Here is a 15,305-nt window from a genome sequence, read left to right on the forward strand (position 1 = left end):
AATGGTTGGCATATACATCGAGCTGACCGCTCGTCCGACGACCCAGGGCCGCAAGGCCCGCGCACCCCAGCGAGGCACGATGACCACCGCCGCCACCCCCGAGCAGCCCGCCGACGTCGTGGCCCGGCTGCGCGCCGCCTTCCGCACCGGCCGGACCAAGCCGGTCGCGTGGCGCACGGACCAGCTGCGCCGCCTGCGCCGGCTGCTCACGGACCAGGGCGCGGAGCTTGCCGCCGCCCTCCACGCCGACCTGGGCAAGAGCTCCGCCGAGGCCTACCGCACCGAGATCGACTTCACGGTCCGGGAGATCGACCACACCCTCGAGCACCTCGACGGCTGGCTGCGCCCCGAGCCGGCCCCGGTCCCCGCCCACCTGGGCGCCGACGCGCGCGCCTGGACGCAGTACGACCCGCTCGGCGTCGTCCTCGTCATCGCCCCGTGGAACTACCCCGCCCAGCTCCTGCTCGCCCCGCTGGTCGGCGCCCTCGCCGCCGGCAACGCGGTGGTCGTCAAGCCCAGCGAGCTCGCCCCCGCCACCTCCGCCGCCCTGGCCCGACTGCTGCCGGCGCACCTGGACACCGAGGCGGTCGCCGTCGTCGAAGGCGGCGTCCCGGAGACCACCGCCCTGCTGGCCGAGCGGTTCGACCACATCTTCTACACCGGCAACGGCGCCGTCGGCCGCGTCGTGCTGCGCGCCGCCGCCGAGCACCTCACCCCGGTCACCCTCGAACTCGGCGGCAAGTCACCGGCGTTCGTCGACCGTGACGCCGATCTCGCCGTCGTCGCCGACCGCCTGGCCCGCGGCAAGTTCCTCAACGCCGGCCAGACCTGCGTCGCCCCCGACTACGTCCTCACCGACCCGGAGACGGCCGCCGCCCTGGAGCCGCTGCTGGCGCGGGCGGTCGAGACCGTCTACGGCGCCGACCCGCAGACCTCCGCCGAGTACGGCCGCATCGTCAACGAACGCCACTTCGACCGGCTCGCCGGACTGCTGGACTCCGGCCGTGTCGTGGTCGGCGGCGGCAAGGACCGCGCCGACAAGTACCTCGCGCCGACCGTGCTCGCCGACGTCGACCCGAAGTCGCCCGTCATGCAGGAGGAGATCTTCGGCCCGATCCTGCCGATCGTCACCGTCGACGGGCTGGACGCGGCGATCGGCTTCATCAACGACCGCGACAAGCCCCTCGCCCTGTACGTCTTCACCGACTCCGAGGACACCCGCGGCCGGATCGCCGCCGAGACCTCCTCCGGCGGCCTCGGCCACGGTCTGCCGCTGGCCCATCTCACCGTCTCCGACCTGCCGTTCGGCGGGGTGGGCGCGAGCGGTATGGGCAGCTACCACGGGCGCTACTCCATCGAGACGTTCAGCCACCGCAAGGCCGTGCTGGAGAAGCCCCTGCACCGAGCGCCGGCAGGTCGATGACGGCGGAGGGGGTTCTCCTCCTCCGCCGGGCCCGCGACGGACCGGCCGTCACCGGCCGCGGGCGTGGCCGAACCGGCCCGGCCGCCCGACACCCGGCGGCGAGGGGCGGCGAGGCCCGTCGGCGGACGACGGGCCGGGCCCCGTTGCCGAAAGACGGCCTGGCCGCCGGCCAGGTCAGCGCCGCCCAGCGTCCCGCCGGGCGTGCGAGACTGCCCGGATGACCATCGGAGCGATCACCGCGGAAGCCACGGGCAGTTGGAACATGGGCGGCATCCCGGTCCGCCGCGTCGGATTCGGCGCGATGCGGCTGACCGGCAGTGCCGCCTTCCACCTCGGCGCACCGAGCGACCGCGCACGGTCGATCGCCGTGCTGCGCAGGGCGATCGAGCTCGGTGTCGACCACATCGACACCGCGGCCTTCTACTTCTCCGCCCTGCGCTCGGCCAACGAGCTCATCAACAGCGCGCTCTCCCCCTACCCCGAGGGGCTGCTCATCGCCACGAAGGTCGGCCCGTTCCGGGACTACCGGGGCGAGTGGGGCACGTCGGCCCGGCCCGAGGACCTGCGCGCCCACGTCGAGGAGAACCTGCGTCAACTGGGCCGCGACCACCTCGACCTCGTCTACCTGCGCCGGACGGGGCAGGAGTCGATCGCCGAACACTTCGGCGCCCTGGCCGAGTTGCGCGAGGCCGGTCTGATCCGTCACCTCGGCCTGTCCGCGGTCCGGCCCAGCCACCTCGCCGAGGCCCAGGCCGTCGCCCCGGTGGTGAGCGTGCAGAACCGGTTCGGGCTCGGTGACCACGATCCCGAGAACGAGGAGCTCATGCGGCTCTGCGGCGAACAGGGCATCGCCTTCGTCCCGTTCTTCGCCATCGCGGGCGACGCGGGCCCCGGTGGCGCGACCGCCGCCCACGACGACGAGGTGCTCGCAGTCGCCCGGGCGCACGGTGTGACGCCCGCGCAGGTCCGGCTCGCCTGGACCCTCAGCCGTGGCCCGCACGTCCTCGCCATCCCGGGCACGGGCGACCCCGGCCACCTCGCCGAGAACGTGGCCGCGGGGGCGCTGCGCCTCACCCCGGATCAGCTGGACCGCCTGAACGCGGCCCACCGCAGGGCCGGCGGAACGCCCACCGACTGACCCCCGCCCGCTCCCCCGCCCGCGACCCGCCTCCGCGTCCGCCCCCGCGGGACGTCCACTGCCCCGTCGCCGTCCGCTGCCCGGGCGGCGACCCGCCTCCGCCTGCGCCTTCCTCGCCGCCTCCGTCCCCGCCGGTCGCCCTCCGGTGCTCAAGGGGACGACTTGGCGTGGGTGAGGTTTTACGTATAACCTCACCGGTCAGTCGCACCTCCGGCAAGCGTCCCGCCGGCGTTGCCGTCCGTGCCCCGGCGCTCTCCCGAAAGGCCCCGATGAGTCGTATCGCCCTGGTCACCCTTGTCGTCGACGACTACGACGAGGCGATCCGCTTCTACACCGAGGCGCTCGGATTCCGGCTCGTCGAGGACGAGCCGCGGCCCGGCGGAGCCCGCTGGGTCGTCGTCCGGCCCGGGGACGGCCAGGACGCTGCAGGGCTGCTGCTCGCCCGGGCCAAGGGCGAGCAGCAGCGCGCCCGCGTCGGGGACCAGACCGGCGGCAGGGTGGGCTTCTTCCTGCACACCGACGACTTCGCCGGCGACCACGCCCGGATGCTCGCCGCGGGGGTGACCTTCCTGGAGGAGCCCCGTCACGAACCGTACGGATCCGTCGCCGTCTTCCAGGACCTGTACGGAAACCGCTGGGACCTGCTCCAGCCCGCCGCCACCGACTGACCCGAGAAAGACTTCACGCACATGACCGCGCCCCGCATCGACATCGACACCCTCCGCCGGCTCCCCAAGGCCGTCCTGCACGACCACCTCGACGGCGGCCTGCGCCCCGCCACCGTCGTCGAGCTGGCGGCGGAGGCCGGCCACACGCTGCCCACCACCGACGCCGACGAGCTCGCCGCCTGGTACTTCGAGGCCGCCAACTCGGGCGACCTGGTGCGCTACATAGCCACCTTCGAGCACACCCTCGCCGTCATGCAGACCCGCGAGGGCCTGCTGCGCACCGCCGAGGAGTACGTCCTCGACCTGGCGGCGGACGGCGTCGTCTACGGCGAGGTCCGGTACGCCCCCGAGCTGATGCTGAACGGCGGGCTGACGCTTCCCGAGGTCGTCGAGACGGTCCAGGAGGGCCTCGCCGCCGGCATGGCCAAGGCCGCCGCCGCGGGTACGCCCGTCCGGGTCGGCACCCTGCTGTGCGGCATGCGCATGTTCGACCGCACCCGGGAGACCGCCGACCTCGCGGTCGCCTTCCGGGACGCCGGCGTCGTCGGCTTCGACATCGCCGGCGCCGAGGACGGCTTCCCGCCCGCCGACCACCTCGACGCCTTCGAGCACCTGCGCCGCGAGAACGTGCCCTTCACCATCCACGCCGGCGAGGCCCACGGCCTGCCCAGCATCCACCAGGCGCTCCAGGTGTGCGGCGCCCAGCGCATCGGGCACGGTGTGCGCATCACCGACGACATCGTGGACGGCAAGCTCGGCCGCCTCGCCGGCTGGGTGCGCGACCGCCGGATCGCCCTGGAGATGTGTCCGACGTCCAACCTCCAGACCGGCGCGGCCGTCTCGATCGCCGAGCACCCGATCACCGCGTTGAAGGACCTCGGCTTCCGCGTCACGCTCAACACGGACAACCGTCTGGTCTCCGGCACCACGATGACCCGCGAGATGTCGCTGCTCGTCGAGCACGCGGGCTGGGGCGTCGAGGATCTGCGCACGGTCACGGTGAACGCCCTCAAGAGCGCGTTCATCCCGTTCGACGAGCGCACCGCCCTCGTGGAGGACGTCGTCCTGCCCGGCTACGCCGCCGCGCTCTGAAGCAGCCCCCGCAGGTAGGCGGCCTGTCCGACGTGCTGCAGGTCGTCGGACAGGACGCTGACCAGCCGTACGCCCAGCGTGACCGGCGGATCCCAGCGCTCGTCCACCACGCGCTCCAGGTCGGCGGCGGTCAGCGTGCGCAGGGCCTGGACGCTCTGCGCGTGCACGGCGTCGTGGTAGCCGGTCAGCAGGCCGGCGTCACGGACCCGCACCTTCGCGACCTGCGCGGCGCTGTGCCCGTACCCGGTGTCCTCGCGCGGCAGGTCGAGGCCGAACCGTTTCTCCCAGTCCTGGGACAGCCACACCTGGTCGAGCCCGAAGGCGTCGGCCAGGTGGTCGTCCTGGACCCGGGTGAGGTGCCAGACCAGCCAGGCGATCGAGTTGGCCCCGGCCGCGGGCCGGCTGTCGAGCGCTTCGGGGTCGAGGCCCTCGACGGCGGCGCGGACCTCTTCCTGGATGCGGCCGTACCCGTCGATGAGGATGTCCTTCGCATGCATGGGACCACCATCGCCCAGCAGGCGCTCACGCGCCCCCTGTTTCCAGCAGTCCCATGAGCGCCCGGGCCGCCGGGCTGGTCGCCCGGGCCGGCGGCAGCAGGGCCACCGTCTCGTAGGCCGCCTCGCCGGTGCCCTTCAGCGCGAGGGCGGTGAGGGCCTCGCGCTTGTGCCGGAAATGGCGTGGCACCACGGCGACGCCGAGGTTCTCGTCCACCAGGTCCAGCAGACTGTGCACGTCGTTGACCTCCAGCGCGACCGTGCGGTGCACCCCCGCCCCGGCGAACGCGGCGTCGGTGGCGCTGCGCGGCCCCCAGTCCGGGTGGAAGTCGACGAACACCTCGCCGGCCAGCTCCTGCGGCGTCAGGGCCGTCGACGCTCCGGCGAGGCGGTGGTCGGGGTGGCACAGCACGTACATCGGCTCCGCCGCCAGCGGCACGCAGCGCAGCTGGTCGGTGTCGCTCTGGGTGCGGTAGGCGAAGGCCAGGTCGAGCCGGCCGGCCGCCACCTCCTCGCCGAGCGCGCCCGAGCCGGTCTGCCGCAGCCGGATCTCCACGTCGGGGTGGCGCCGCCGGAACGCCGCCAGCAGCCCCGCCACATGCACCCCGGCGATGCACTGCTCGGTGCCCACGGAGAGGGTGCCGCGGACCACGCCCTGTACGGCCGCGACCGCCTCGTGGGCCGCCCGTACCTGCGCCAGGACGCGCTCCGCCTCGCCGAGCAGCGCCCGGCCCGCCTCCGTCAGCGTCACCCGCCGGGTGGTCCGGACGAAGAGGGGGGCGCGCAGCTCCCGCTCCAGGGCCCGGATCGACGCCGACAGGCCGGACTGGGAGACCATCAGGCGTTCGGCGGCCCGGGTGAAATGCTGGTCCTCGGCGACGGCTACGAAGTGCTGGAGGTGGCGCAGTTCCATGATTGAGAAGCGTATCCGCTGAATCTCATCGGATTCTTCTGTTGGACCACTGCCCGCGGGCGGGGTCAGAGTGGGTCACGGTTCCCGGAACGGATCTTTCCGGACCCGTCCTGCCCGGACCCGGCCTCCCCGAGGCCTGGGCCTCCCGAACCCGATCGTCGTGTCAACCCCTTCTGGAGTCGCGTTGTACACCGCACACCCCGACCGTTACGCGGACATGCCCTACCGGCGCACCGGACGCAGCGGCCTGAAGCTCCCCGCGCTGTCGCTCGGCCTGTGGCACAACTTCGGTCCGGACCGCCCGGTCGAGACGCAGCGGGCCATCCTGCGCCGCGCCTTCGACCTCGGCATCACCCACTTCGACCTGGCCAACAACTACGGCCCGCCGCCCGGCGCGGCCGAGTCCGCCCTCGGTGAGTTCCTCCGGACCGACTTCGCGCCGTACCGCGACGAGCTGGTCGTCTCCACCAAGGCCGGCTACCTGATGTGGCCCGGCCCGTACGGCGAGTGGGGCTCGCGCAAGTACGTGCTGTCGTCGCTGGACCAGAGCCTGAAGCGGATGGGCCTGGACTACGTGGACGTCTTCTACTCGCACCGCCCGGACCCGGAGACTCCGCTGGAGGAGACGATGGGCGCCCTGCACTCGGCCGTCCAGCAGGGCAAGGCGCTGTACGTCGGCGTCTCCAACTACTCGGCGGAGCAGACCCGGGAGGCGGCCCGGATCCTCGGTGAACTGGGCACCCCGCTCCTCATCCACCAGCCGCGCTACTCCATGCTCGACCGCCGCCCGGAGAGCGAGGGCCTGCTGGACGCCCTGGACGAGCTCCAGGTCGGGTCGATCGTGTTCTCGCCGCTGGAGCAGGGACTGCTGACCGGCCGCTATCTGAACGGCATCCCGGAAGACTCGCGGGCGGCGAGCGACAGCCCGTTCCTGAAGTCCGAGGCGGTCACCGAGGAACTCGTCGGCAAGCTGCGCGACCTCGACGGCATCGCGAAGTCCCGCGGCCAGTCCCTCGCCCAGCTCGCGCTCGCCTGGGTGCTGCGCGGCGGCCGGGTGACCTCCGCACTGGTCGGCGCGAGCAGCGCCCGCCAGATCGAGGACAGCGTCGGCGCCCTGGCGCGCCTGGACTTCGAGGACGAGGAGCTGGCCCGTATCGACGCGGTGATCAACGGCTGAACCGCTCCGCCGGCCGACCGGACAGCGGGTCGCCCTCCGGTATTCCGACGGCCGTGAGCGAACTCCGAAAAGGATGTCCGGCATCGAGTATTCCGTTTATACCCGGCCGTCGTCCGTGCTCATGACGTCCTCCGCTCGCAGCGGCCGTACGGCGATCTCTCACCGTTCGGACCGCCGCGGGCGGGGGGAATTCACAGCCGCCGGACTCAGCTTCCGGCCGGCACGCGGTCCAGGAATCCGAGGACGGACGTGATCCGGTCCTGCGCGTCCAGGGTGATGACGTCGGATCCGGCCACCGGGGCGGCGCCTGAGGCCTCGCTCACCAGCTCCCAGGAGAACCGGGCGGTGTCGTGGTGGCCGTCGACCGCGCCGGAGAGCCGGAAGACGAAGCCCGGGAACTGCGCGTGCGCCGCCGCGACCAGGGCCGCGATCTCCTCGTGGCCGCGGACGTCGGCGAGCGGGTCGGTGTATCCGCCCCGCTCGGCCCATGCGGCGGCGACGGCCTTCGCCAGCGCCTCGGGCTCCCGGGCGTTCCAGGCCTCGAAGTAGCGGGCGACGGCGGTCTCGTAGCGATCGGTGTTCGCGGACATGGGAAATCAGCCTCCAAGAAGGTCGTCGACACTGGTCAGGTCCGGGATTCCGGCCTTCGCCGATCCGGTGTGACCACCTTGCCCGCGGCCGCCGCCCCGGTCGATTACCCGCCAGGTAATGACGGTCTCCGGCAAAGCTCGCCGCATTTCGGCCATGAACCGCAGGGAATATGCCAGGAGACTGGCTAAAAAGACATGGTGACAGTGTTTTAGCAGTGAACATACTCGAACGTCGGGGGCAGTTTCCCCACAGGAGTTGCACGGAAAGCGAGGCGCGACCGGCAAGCGAGCACCGGGGGAGAGAGACGTGCACGACGAATTCCTGTGCCATGTCACCGCGTACGGCGTCTGCGGCGGCCGGCGTATCGGCGTACCGCTGGGCACCTATCGCGCGCCGACGCTGGCGCTCGCCCTGTGGTGGCTGCGGGACCGGGCGTCCTGGATGGCTGAGCGACTGGATCCGCTGCCCGAGAGCGAGTACTTCCCGCCGGGGGCGCTCGTCCCCGTCGCCGCCACCGTGCAGGACGTGCCCGGGCTGCTGCGGGCCTGGTGCGCCGACACGGGCCGGCAGGAGCTGGTGGCCGACGAGCTCGCGGGGGGCAGGCTGGTGCGGATCGCGGTCAGCGACGACACCACCGAGTACGAGCTCCTCGCGGAGTCCGTCGACGCACTGCGCATGCAGCGCACCGTCCCGGCCCTCGTCCTCCCGGTCGGCTGACGGGTCGCCGCCCACGCCCGCCGCCCGGGCCGACCGTCCTCTCCCGCCGTCCTCCCCGTCGGGCGCATAAGGGTGCACATCGATAGAATTCAGGCATGACGGAGCGGCCGGTCTCCTCGACTGCGCCCGAACTCGTGCTGGAGACCGAGACGGGCTCCACTCTGCTGTTCCCGGGCCACGACTACCGTCTCGGGCGGGACCCGCAGAGCGACATCGTCATCGACGACACCCGCGTCTCCTGGCACCACGCCGTGCTGCGCCCCGACGGCGACCACTGGACCCTCGAGGACGACCACAGCACCAACGGCACCTACGCCGACGGCCGTCAGGTCCACGAATGGGGCGTCGGCCCCGGCAGCGTGATCCGCTTCGGCAGCCCGTCCGACGGCCCCTGTGTCGTCCTGTCCGGCCTGGCGCCGGCGCCGCCCGAGCGACCGTCGGCCGTCTCCATGCCCGCCCTGACCGGCACTTTCCGGCAGCCCACCAACGTCCGGCCGCTGTCCCCGCGCACCGTGCGCATCGGCCGGGCCGCCGACAACGACCTCGTCGTCGACGACCTCGTCGTCTCACGCCGGCACGCCGAACTGCGCGCGCTGCCCGACGGCGGCCACGAGATCGTCGACCTCGGCAGCCACAACGGCACCTACCTCAACGGGCTGCCCGTCGACCGCGCCCCGGTCGGCGCCGGCGACATCGTCGGCATCGGCCACTCCGCGTTCTGCCTGGTCGGCGACCAGCTCCAGGAGTACGTCGACACCGGTGAGATCTCCCTCGACGTGCAGGACCTGACGGTCACCGTCGACCGCGGCCGCAAGGTGCTCCTCGACCACGTGTCGTTCCCGGTGGGGGAGAAGTGCCTGCTCGCCGTCGTCGGCCCCAGCGGCGCGGGCAAGTCCACGCTGCTCGGCGCCCTCACCGGCCAGCGTCCCGCGGGCCACGGCACGGTGGTCTACGACGGCCGCGACCTCTACCGCGACTACGCCGAACTGCGCCAGCGCATCGGCCTCGTCCCGCAGGACGACATCCTGCACGCCCAGCTGACCGTGCGCAGCGCCCTCGCCTACGCCGCCGAACTCCGCTTCCCGCAGGACACCGCCAAGGCGGAGCGCCGCGCGCGGGTCGAGGAGGTCATCCGGGAACTCGGCCTCCAGGAGCGCGCCGACCAGCCCGTGCACAGCCTCTCCGGTGGACAGCGCAAACGCGTCAGCGTCGCTCTGGAACTGCTCACCAAGCCCTCGCTGCTCTTCCTCGACGAGCCGACGTCCGGCCTCGACCCCGGCATGGACCGCTCGGTGATGCACATGCTGCGCGGCCTCGCCGACGACGGCCGCACCGTCATCGTCGTCACGCACAGCGTCCTCAGCCTCGACGTCTGCGACCGGCTGCTGGTGCTCGCGCCCGGCGGCAAGGTCGCCTACTACGGGCCGCCCGAGGACGCGCTCGCCTTCTTCGGCTTCGAACAGTGGCCCGAGGCCTTCGAGGCCTTCGAACGCGACCAGGACCGGGACTGGGCGGGGGAGTACCGCGACTCGCCGTCGCGCCGGCGCTACGTCCTCGACGACAGCGAACAGCCCCGGCTGCCGCGCTCCGGGCCGGTGATCATGCTGCCGCCGCCGCGGCCCCGCAGCCGGAGCGCCCAGGTCGGCACCCTGGTGCGCCGCTACACCGCGGCCCTCGCCGCCGACCGCACCTTCCTCGCGATCATGATCGCCCTGCCGTTCGTCATGGGCGTCATGGCCCGGGCCCTCGCCGGCGGCGAACTCACCCGGGACACCGCGATGAACGCGCTGCTCATCCTGTGCGTGGGCGGAGTCCTGACCGGAGCGGCCAACGCGGTGCGCGAACTCGTCAAGGAACGCGTGATCTACCAGCGGGAACGCGCGGTGGGCCTGTCCAGATCGGCGTACCTGATGTCCAAGGTCGTCGTGCTGGGCGCGGTGACCGTCGTGCAGGCGGTGGTCCTCACGCTGGTCGCCCTGCTCGGCGTCGACCTGCACGCGCCCGGCGGCAAGGGCGTGCTGATGCCGCCCCTCGTGGAGATCACCGTCGCCGTCGCGCTGCTGTCCTTCACCGCGATGATGCTCGGGCTCCTGGTGTCCGCGCTGGTGCGCAAGGAGGAGGTGACGATGCCGTTGCTGGTGCTGCTCGCCATCGTCCAGGTGGTCTTCTGCGGGGCGCTGCTGCAGCTGAGCGGTGTGCCCGGACTGGACCAGCTGTCGTGGCTGGTGCCCTCACGGTGGGCGCTCGGCGCGATGGCCGGCACCATCGGGCTGTCCCGGATCGTGCCCGGCGACCTCACCGGCGACCCGCTGTTCGAGCACTCGGCCGGGGTGTGGCTGCTCGACGTGGGCATGCTGGTCGTGCTCTCGGCGGCCTTCGGATTCGTCGTCTCCCGGCTGCTGCGCCGGCACGAGCCCGCGGTGATGCGGAAGTAGGGCGGCGCATGACGACTCCCGGATTCAGTCCCACGCACGTCGTCCCCCAGCACGGCATGCCCGCCTGGGAGGAACCCGATCCGGCCCGCCCCACCATGCCGCTCGACCCGTTGCTGCCGGTCAGGCTCCTGGAGCGGCGCGGCGACTGGGGACGCGTGCTGTGCTCCAACGGCTGGTCGGCCTGGGTGGACGGCCGCTGTCTGGTCGCCGTCCCCAAGGACCCGCCCCGCTCCGACGGTCCGCACACGAGCGCGGCCGACCCCCGCCCCCTCCTCGACCGCGCCGAACAGGCGCTGGCGCGGTACCGGGCGGCGATGGAGGAACTCGCGGACGGCGACCTCGACGGCGAGGCCTTCCGCCGCCGCACCCAGGGGCTGCGGCTCGGCGTGGTCGTCGACGGCGAGGACGTCTGGATGTACGACTCCGTCGGCAGACGCTGGGTGTACGGCGACGGGGCCCGCCTCAGCACGTACGCGACGGACCGTGCCCCGCACGCGGCGGGCGACCCGCCGCCGGACCCGGCGGAGCGCCTGGACCGGGATCGCGGCGGGGACCGGGACCGGGGCCGTGACCGCGCCGGGACCGAGGAGCAGGGACGGCCTGAGGACCTCGACCACACCGTCACCCGGATCGTGAACCGGGACGGGAGCCCTTGATGGCGCACACGACCAGTCCGTTCTCCGGCCGGCCCTCCGAACTGGTCGGGCGGCAGGTGGCCGGCTACCGCATCGAGCGCGAGATCGGCCGCGGCGGCATGGCCGTCGTCTACCGCGCCCACGACCTGCGCCTGGACCGGACGGTCGCGCTCAAGCTGCTCGCCCCGGAGCTGGCCCGCAACGACGTCTTCCGCAAGCGGTTCACCCACGAGTCGCGGGCGGCCGCGGCGATCGACCACCCGCACATCGTGCCCGTCTTCGAGGCCGACGAGACCGACGGCGTCCTGTACATCGCGATGCGGTACGTCGAGGGCAGCGACCTGCGGCATCTGCTCGACCGACAGGGGCCGCTGCCGCTGGCGAAGGCCGTCCGCATCGCCGCGCAGGTCGCCTCGGCGCTGGACGCCGCCCATGAGCACGGGCTCGTGCACCGGGACGTCAAGCCCGGCAACATCCTGGTGGCCCGGGGCACCGACACCGACCACCCCGAACACGCCTATCTCACCGACTTCGGGCTGACGAAGAAGTCGCTGTCCCTGACCGGGTTCACCACGGTCGGCCAGTTCGTCGGCACGCTCGACTACGTCTCACCCGAGCAGATCTCCGGCCGCCCCGTCGACGGTCGCTGCGACGTGTACGGCTTCGCCTGTGTCGTCTACGAATGCCTCGCGGGCCGTCCGCCCTTCCTCCGCGACGACGACATGGCGCTGCTGTGGGCCCACCAGAACGCCGATCCGCCGGCACTGACGCAGACCCGGCCCGACCTGTCACCGCACGTCGACGGGGTGTTCGGCCGGGCTCTCGCGAAGAGCCCGGACGACCGGCAGGACACCTGCGGCGCGTTCGTCGCCGAGCTGCGGTCGACGGGGGGCGGTGCGCACCGGGCGGCTCATCCGCCCACGGAACGGGTCGACGCCCTGCCGCCGGCGCCGGAGCCTCCGCTCTGGGCGCGCCCGGTGTTCGGCGGCCGTCGGTCCTGACCCCGTCGGCCCCGAGGTCCCAGGTGACCCGGGCGGCGGAGGTCCCCAGGTGACCCGGGCGGCGGCGTCAACGCAGCGGGGGCGGCGCTGCCCGGCGGCGGACGAGGCCCGCCAGGAGGCCGCCGAGGAACCCGGTGACCAGGCCCCACAACGCGGCGAGGCCCAGCGCCGACCACAGGCGGGGCCGCAGGAACAGCCGGCCGGACAGATTGCCGCCGAGGTCGCCGAGCCCGAGCACGGACAGGCCGTAGTGCGCGGACACCCGGCCGGCCAGGCAGATCATCAGCACCGTGAGCACCAGCGCGACGGCCATGTGCAGGGCGTGCCGCCAGGCCGGCATGTCCGGCGGTGAGTGCGCCGCCATCAGGAACCCCGCCCCCAGCAGCAGGACGGCGTCCACCACGACGAGCCACCAGACCCGGCCGTCGTACGCGGCGAGGGTCCCGAGGTCGAGCCGCGCGGTGTCCTTGCCGCGCAGCACCTCGTCCAGCACATGCGGCATCGGCAGCCCGAAGGGGCCTTCCACCCGGCCGTCCCAGGTGGCGCCCAGTCCGACGGTGAACGCCAGCCACACCAGGTTGGGCAGACCGAGCAGGATCACCGCGAGGGTCTCGGCGGCCTGTCCACGGGTCGCCGCGACGACGAGCGCGACGAGGACTCCGAGGGCGACGCAGACCAGCAGCAGCACGGTCATCGCGTGCGCGGCCGGTCGCACCGGCTCCTGGAAGCGCAGCAACCGGGCCGGCAACGGCGCCCCGCGCGCGACCAGCAGGGCCAGCACCAGCACACCGGCCAGCCACAGCAGCCCGACCACCACCGTCAGCGCCACGTCCGTCCGGAAGCCGACCTCGGGGCCGACGTCGAACAGGTCACCCAGATCGCTCAGTGTGCCGTCGCCGAGGGAGACCTTGAAGGTCTGACGGGCGGCGAACGACAGGCCGAGCAGACCGAGCAGCCACACGACGGCGATCCGGGCCGCCCAGCCGGCCAGCTCGGCGACGCCCGCGACCGCCCGGTGCCGCAGCGGCCGCAGGAATCCGGCGCCGACGACGAGCGCCCCGACGAGGGCCACGGAGAGCGGGGTCACCGTCAGGCCGGCGTCGCTCTCGGCGAGGCCGCCCGCGTCGCCGACGAGTTCGACCGTGCCGCCGACGGCCGTGACGACGGTCGCCGCGACCACCCGGGGGAAGGCGCCCTCGGGCAGGTCAGCGGCTCCGGCCGCCCACAGTCCCAGTGCGGCTGTCACGCCCATGGCGATCAGTCCGGCCAACGCCGTGACGACCGCACGGCCCCAGCCGTGCGGTCGGGATCCTGCCTGGTCGTGGGGGGTGTGCGCACTCACCCTGCCACGCTAAGCAGCGCCGGGGGAGCGCGCCCGTCGGGAGGGACCGTCCGGGCCCGGCTTGCGGGCGACGCCCGACCGGAGCACACAATGGTCATTGTGGAAAAAGCGGCGCACATCGGGTTGTTTCGGTCTGCGCCGGTCGCACGTCCCGCAGCCGCGCGGTCCTGCCGTCACCGCCGATCGCCTCGGCTCCGCCGGACACCGTGCCGCGGGAAACCCCACGTCGGGAGTGCTCGTGAGCATCGAACCGCCGTCGTCCGGCCGTCCCTCGGAACCGCCCACCGAACCGTCCGGGCGGCCGACCGGCCCGCCCTCCGGTCCGCTGTCCGCGGGTTCCTCGCAGCCGCCCCAGGGGCCGCCTTCCCCGCCGCGGGGCGGCGGCGACTCCGGAGCGGGCGGCGGGCCGCCGCGTCGGCCGTGGTGGAAGTCCGCGCCCCGGATCGCGCTGATCGCCATCGCCGTCGTGGCCGCCACGGCTCTCGCCCTCGTGCTGACGCTGCCCGGCGGCGGCACGTCCGACCAGGCGGGCGAGGTGTTCATGCAGCCGGCGGGTGACGTCGGCCCGGACCCCGTGACCACGACCTCCACGACCAAGACGTCCGTCCCGCCCGCCACGGTCGCCCCGTCGGGCTCCGCCCCGGCCGGGAACACCGTGCCCGCCGTCCGCGGCGGCGACCCCGGCCTGTACGGCGGCACCCGCAACGTCGCCAGCTGCGACGTGGAGCAGCAGATCAGGGCCCTCCAACAGGCGCCCGACAAGAACGAGGCGTTCGCCTCGGTGGCCGGGATCGACCCGGCCGGCGTCCCCGCCTACCTGCGTTCGCTCACCTCGGTGCAGCTGCGCCTGGACACCCGCGTCACCAACCACGGATACCGCGACGGCGGGGCCACCGCCTACCAGGCGGTTCTGCAGGCCGGCACGGCCGTCCTGGTCGACCGGCACGGCGTGCCCCGGGTCCGCTGCGCCTGCGGCAACCCGCTGACCCCGCCCGTCGCGCAGCAGAGCGGGTACCGGCGGACGGGCCGGTCGTGGCCGGCGTACAGCCCCGCGACCACCGTCACGGTCATGCCCTCGACGACCGTGATCAAGGTCTTCGTCCTCTACGACCCCGACCACTCCCACCACTGGTTCGCCCGCCGGCCGGGCGACGACGGTCGCAAGGACCGGCCCACGCACCCGCCGGCGCACACGACGCCGTCCATCATCGTCGCCCCGCCGAGCTCCCTGACCAGCCCCGCGTCCCCGCCGTGCGTGTCGCCGTCGACCGGTGACGCGACCGGCGCCAGCCGGCCGGGATGCGTCCTGCCGCCGTCGTCCGGCTCCTCCACCGAGGCGCCGTCCTCGAAGCCGCCGTCCTCCGAACCCCCGAGCTCGAAGCCGCCGTCCTCCGAGCCGCCGAGTTCCGAGCCGCCGTCCTCGAAGCCGCCCTCGTCCGAAGCGCCGGCGCCGCCCTCGTCGTCGAGCTCGCTGTCCGAGCTGTCGAGCGCGCCCGGCAGCTCGCTCTCCTCGCTGCCCCAGTAGACGGGTGCGCCGGCCGCGACGAGTCGTTCACCTCGCTCACGGCCGGTTGCAGCCGGGGCCGCCCGCAGTGTGAGGTACAGCATGGCCGTAGCCTGAACAGGTCAGGAATGACGGGGACTGCACGGCGCGGCACGGGGTACGAGCACTGGTGCAC

Annotated in this window: 14 protein-coding genes; 10 read left to right on the forward strand and 4 right to left on the reverse strand. The window is 73.3% G+C overall.

Annotation, left to right across the window (positions count from 1 at the left end):
- Positions 1–79 precede the first annotated feature (79 nt).
- The 4 genes from OHS82_RS39030 (at position 80) to OHS82_RS39045 (ending at position 4,321) form a co-directional block, all read left to right on the forward strand.
- Positions 80–1,423, forward strand: a complete 1,344-nt coding sequence (locus OHS82_RS39030) for an aldehyde dehydrogenase family protein (RefSeq protein ID WP_328436156.1) — start codon at positions 80–82, stop codon at positions 1,421–1,423.
- A gap of 217 nt (positions 1,424–1,640) precedes the next feature.
- Positions 1,641–2,561: an aldo/keto reductase gene (locus tag OHS82_RS39035; protein ID WP_057581728.1), complete on the forward strand. Its 921-nt coding sequence runs from the start codon at positions 1,641–1,643 to the stop codon at positions 2,559–2,561.
- A gap of 269 nt (positions 2,562–2,830) precedes the next feature.
- Positions 2,831–3,229, forward strand: a complete 399-nt coding sequence (locus OHS82_RS39040) for a VOC family protein (RefSeq protein ID WP_057581730.1) — start codon at positions 2,831–2,833, stop codon at positions 3,227–3,229.
- Between the two features lie 21 nt (positions 3,230–3,250).
- The gene (locus OHS82_RS39045; RefSeq protein WP_057581732.1) at positions 3,251–4,321 is read left to right on the forward strand and encodes an adenosine deaminase; all 1,071 of its coding nucleotides are present in this window, start codon (positions 3,251–3,253) and stop codon (positions 4,319–4,321) included.
- Here OHS82_RS39045 and OHS82_RS39050 read toward each other — a convergent pair.
- Entirely contained in the window at positions 4,303–4,818 is a 516-nt protein-coding gene (locus OHS82_RS39050; RefSeq protein WP_328435590.1) for a mycothiol transferase, read from the reverse strand. The genes OHS82_RS39045 and OHS82_RS39050 overlap by 19 nt on opposite strands.
- A gap of 25 nt (positions 4,819–4,843) precedes the next feature.
- Positions 4,844–5,728: a LysR family transcriptional regulator gene (locus OHS82_RS39055; protein WP_057581735.1), complete on the reverse strand. Its 885-nt coding sequence runs from the start codon at positions 5,726–5,728 to the stop codon at positions 4,844–4,846.
- A gap of 184 nt (positions 5,729–5,912) precedes the next feature.
- On the opposite strand from OHS82_RS39055, the gene mgrA reads away from it, so the two are divergent.
- Positions 5,913–6,905: an L-glyceraldehyde 3-phosphate reductase gene (gene mgrA / locus OHS82_RS39060; protein WP_057581737.1), complete on the forward strand. Its 993-nt coding sequence runs from the start codon at positions 5,913–5,915 to the stop codon at positions 6,903–6,905.
- A gap of 206 nt (positions 6,906–7,111) precedes the next feature.
- Here mgrA and OHS82_RS39065 read toward each other — a convergent pair whose 3' ends face one another.
- Positions 7,112–7,495 (reverse strand): nuclear transport factor 2 family protein, encoded by a 384-nt coding sequence (locus OHS82_RS39065; protein WP_057581738.1) that lies wholly within the window; start codon positions 7,493–7,495, stop codon positions 7,112–7,114.
- A 307-nt stretch (positions 7,496–7,802) separates the two neighbouring features.
- Between OHS82_RS39065 and OHS82_RS39070 the strand changes: the two genes are divergently transcribed.
- From OHS82_RS39070 to OHS82_RS39085, 4 genes are all read left to right on the forward strand, one after another.
- Entirely contained in the window at positions 7,803–8,213 is a 411-nt protein-coding gene (locus tag OHS82_RS39070; protein WP_057581739.1) for a hypothetical protein, read from the forward strand.
- Positions 8,214–8,308: 95 nt separating this feature from the next.
- Positions 8,309–10,648: an FHA domain-containing protein gene (locus OHS82_RS39075; protein ID WP_057581740.1), complete on the forward strand. Its 2,340-nt coding sequence runs from the start codon at positions 8,309–8,311 to the stop codon at positions 10,646–10,648.
- An 8-nt stretch (positions 10,649–10,656) separates the two neighbouring features.
- Complete coding sequence (locus OHS82_RS39080) at positions 10,657–11,304, forward strand: hypothetical protein (RefSeq protein WP_242433281.1); 648 nt, start codon at positions 10,657–10,659, stop codon at positions 11,302–11,304.
- Positions 11,304–12,284, forward strand: a complete 981-nt coding sequence (locus OHS82_RS39085; RefSeq protein ID WP_057581741.1) for a serine/threonine-protein kinase — start codon at positions 11,304–11,306, stop codon at positions 12,282–12,284. Before OHS82_RS39080 ends, OHS82_RS39085 begins: the two co-directional genes overlap by 1 nt.
- Before the next feature lie 67 nt (positions 12,285–12,351).
- On the opposite strand, the gene OHS82_RS39090 is transcribed toward OHS82_RS39085, so the two are convergent.
- Positions 12,352–13,626, reverse strand: coding sequence for a streptophobe family protein (locus OHS82_RS39090; protein WP_057581742.1), 1,275 nt, complete (start codon positions 13,624–13,626; stop codon positions 12,352–12,354).
- A 238-nt stretch (positions 13,627–13,864) separates the two neighbouring features.
- On the opposite strand from OHS82_RS39090, the gene OHS82_RS39095 reads away from it, so the two are divergent.
- Positions 13,865–15,151: a DUF6777 domain-containing protein gene (locus OHS82_RS39095; RefSeq protein WP_328435591.1), complete on the forward strand. Its 1,287-nt coding sequence runs from the start codon at positions 13,865–13,867 to the stop codon at positions 15,149–15,151.
- The last annotated feature ends 154 nt before the right edge of the window (positions 15,152–15,305 follow it).

This window comes from Streptomyces sp. NBC_00425 (genome assembly GCF_036030735.1).
Classification (GTDB): Bacteria; Actinomycetota; Actinomycetes; order Streptomycetales; family Streptomycetaceae; genus Streptomyces.